Source organism: Streptomyces similanensis (assembly GCF_039543625.1).
GTDB classification, from domain to species: Bacteria; Actinomycetota; Actinomycetes; order Streptomycetales; family Streptomycetaceae; genus Streptomyces; species Streptomyces similanensis.
This window is the reverse complement of the sequence record NZ_BAABKC010000024.1, coordinates 1-2,993: the sequence shown is the minus strand read 5'-3', so window position 1 is coordinate 2,993 and position 2,993 is coordinate 1. Positions and strand designations below refer to the sequence as shown.

Sequence of the window (2,993 nt, the reverse complement as noted above, 5' to 3'; positions counted from 1 at the left end):
GTGTGCGGACCCGGCCCCGCCGCCCCGGCCGTCGCGCGCAGCCGCCGCAGCAGCCGGCGGGAGACGTGCCGGCCCCACAGCCCCCACATCGCCCAGCCCGGCACCCGGTCGTCCGGCGCGTGCCAGGCCAGCTCGCGCCCGCTGGGCGCCGCCCGCAGCGCGGCCAGCGGCGCGTAGTTCTCCACCACGAACTCCCGCCCGGACCGGGGCAGCCCGGCCGGCACCGGACGGTCCGTCAGGTCCAGGTGCAGGGCGCGTACGACGTCCACCCCCGCGCCGTCCTCGAACAGCCGGAACTGCGCGCCGGGGCGCGGGTTGAAGTCGAGCAGGTGGTAACGGTCCGTCACGGCACAGTGCCGGAAGTCGAGGTCGAGGACGCCCCGGTAGCCCAGTTCGCCGACGACCCGCTCGGCCACCTCCCTGAGCCGCGGGTGGGGCGTCCAGCGGCCCACCGCGGTCAGTCCCGCGCCGCGCGGCCAGGCCAGCTGCTTGCGGCCGGGGCCGCCCGCCCGTACGGCGCCCGAGCGGTCGGCGTAGCCGTGGAAGAACCAGTCCCGGTCCCGGCCCGGCGGCAGGTACTCCTGGAGCAGCAGCCGGCTGCCCGCCTCCTCGGTGCGCGCGTACAGCTCACGCGCCTGCCGCTCGGAGCGCACCAGCACCGTGCTGCGCAGGCCGGCGCCGGCCGGCAGCAGCCAGGGCCGGCTCCACTTGGCGACCGCCGGAAGGCCCAGCCGCCGTACGCCGGACGCGGCCTCGGCCGCGCTGTCCGGGACCAGCGTCAGCGGGTGCGGTACGTCGGCGGCGGCGCACACGGCGGCCAGCTCCGCCTTGTCGGCGACGCGTTCGGCCAGCGCGCCGGACAGTTCGGGCAGCAGGTAGCGGGAGGCGAGGTCGGCGCGCGTCCGGGCCGCCGCGATGGCGCTCGCGTCGTCCATCGGGACCAGCACGGCGGGCCGCCCGATCCGGTCGGCCACCCGGTGCAGTACGGCGCGGACGTCGTCGGGGGAGGCGTCCGGCGGGGGCGGGGTGTGCAGCCGGTGGACGAAGCGCGAGCGGTGGACGGGGCTTCCCGCCGTGTCGGCGACGACGTGCACCTCGACGCCCGCCCGGCCGAGGGAGCGTACGGCGCCGAGCGTTCCGTGGTGAAAGGGGTTCCGGTCGATCCGCAGCACCACTGCGGGGACGCGGGTGTCGAGCAACGGCACGAATTCTCTTCTCTCGGTGTGTCTTCGGGGTCGGCTCACCCGTACGGGCGCGCCGGGCACTCGAAAGCCGCGACGGCGGTGGCGCCTTCGGCTGGCGTGTGCCTGACTTCATATGACTGGTCGTCAATACGGGGAATGCACAGGTAAGTCCGGACAGGGGCGAGGAAAGGAGCAGGAATGGCACCGGAGCACAGACGGACACGGGTCCGCCGGCTGGCCGTGGGCGCGGCGGCGGTCGCGCTGGCCACCCTGGCGTGCGGTCCCGCGCGGGGCGTCGAGGTGGTGCGGGCCGCCGGTCCACGGGCCCCGGCACCGAGCCCGCCGGCGCCCGTCCCGACCACCTCGACCACCCTGACCACCCCCGCCGCCGGCGCCCCGACGCCCGCGGTGACCGCCCCGACCGCCGGGCAGGCGCCCGCGCAAGCCGTCCCGGCCGATCCCGCGGCAGCGACGGCCGCGGCAGCCGGTGTCCCGACGGCCGCCGCGGGCGTCCCGGCGGCGGTCGTGCCCACGGGGCCCGTGCCCACGGGGTCCGTGCCCGTGCCGTCCGTGCCCGTGGGCTCCGTGCCCGTGGGGTCCGCGCTCGCGCCTTCCTCGCCCGTGGCGCCGATCGGCGTCACGCCCCTGCCGGCCCCGCGGATCCCGGCCTTCGGCGCCTTCCTCAGCTCCGACGCCCGCGGGGTGGCCCGGATGCCGCAGCTCAGCCGCTGGCTGGGCGGCGCCGACCTGCGCGTCGGCCACACCTATCTGCCCGGCGAGCACTGGAGCGACATCGAGGGGGCGCCCGACTTCCTGGAGGCGTGGGCCCGCTGGCGCAACGAGCGGCCGGACCGGATGCTCGTCCTCAACGTGCCCCTCCAGGAGCGCAACGAGGCGGGCGTCTCCGACGACGAGGTCAGACGGCTGCTGCGGCAGGGCGCGGCCGGCGAGTTCGACCACCACTTCCGCGCGCTGGCCGAACGCCTGGTCCGGCTCAAGGCCGCGGACACGGTCCTCGTGCTCGGCTGGGAGATGAACGGCACCACCTACACCCACCGCTGCGGGCCGGACCCGGAGTCCTGGAAGAAGTACTGGAACCGGATCGTCACCACCATGCGCTCGGTGCCGGGCCAGCGTTTCCGGTTCGACTTCGCGCCGAACCGGGGCCGGGACGCCGTTCCCTGGACGGCGTGCTATCCGGGCGACGACACCGTCGACGTCATGGGCATGGACTCCTACGACCAGCCGTCCGGGATCTCCTTCGACGAGCAGATCGCGGAACCGTACGGCCTCCAGGCCCAGGTGGACTTCGCCAAGGCGCACAGGAAGCCGATCTCGTACCCGGAGTGGGGGCTGTTCCGCAACGGTGACAACGCCGCGTACATGCGGCGCATGCTGGCCTGGATGGACGAGCACAAGCCGCTCTACAACACGCTGACCGACTACTGCCCGCACGGGGTGTGGCAGTGCTCGGCCAATCCGAAGGCGTCCAAGGTCTACCGGTCCGTCCTCTTCGGCCGCACCGACGGGGCGACCCCCGCCCCGGCCCAGCCCGCCACCCCGGTGCCCACGCCGCGGCCCACCGTTCCCGCCGCCCCGGCGGCTCCGCGGGACTGCTCGCCGGTCGACCTCGGCAGCTGGGTGGAGTACTGGCTCGGCGGCAAGCTCTGCGTGCGCTTCGACTGGTGGTCGCACGACGGCTAGCGCGCCCCGGGCGCCCTGGACATCCTGGGCGTCCCGGGCCCCGGCCGCCGGGCGCACCGGCGTCACCGGCTGCCCCGCGTGTCGGCGGCGGCGGCCGGGCCGGGG

At 76.0% G+C, this 2,993-nt stretch carries 2 protein-coding genes; one reads left to right on the top strand and one right to left on the bottom strand.

Features of this window, described 5'->3' with window-relative positions:
* Positions 1-1,205, bottom strand: a 1,205-nt coding sequence (locus tag ABEB07_RS08845; RefSeq protein WP_345667749.1) for a carboxylate--amine ligase, incomplete at its 3' end; no start/stop codon positions are given.
* A 177-nt stretch (positions 1,206-1,382) separates the two neighbouring features.
* On the opposite strand from ABEB07_RS08845, the gene ABEB07_RS08840 reads away from it, so the two are divergent.
* Positions 1,383-2,888, top strand: coding sequence for a glycoside hydrolase family 26 protein (locus tag ABEB07_RS08840; protein ID WP_345667748.1), 1,506 nt, complete (start codon positions 1,383-1,385; stop codon positions 2,886-2,888).
* Positions 2,889-2,993: the final 105 nt, after the last annotated feature.

What these genes read in the sequence shown, in the direction of transcription:
- ABEB07_RS08840 (WP_345667748.1), top strand. Translation starts at nt 1,383, where the DNA reads ATGGCACCGGAGCACAGACGGACACGGGTCCGCCGGCTGGCCGTGGGC.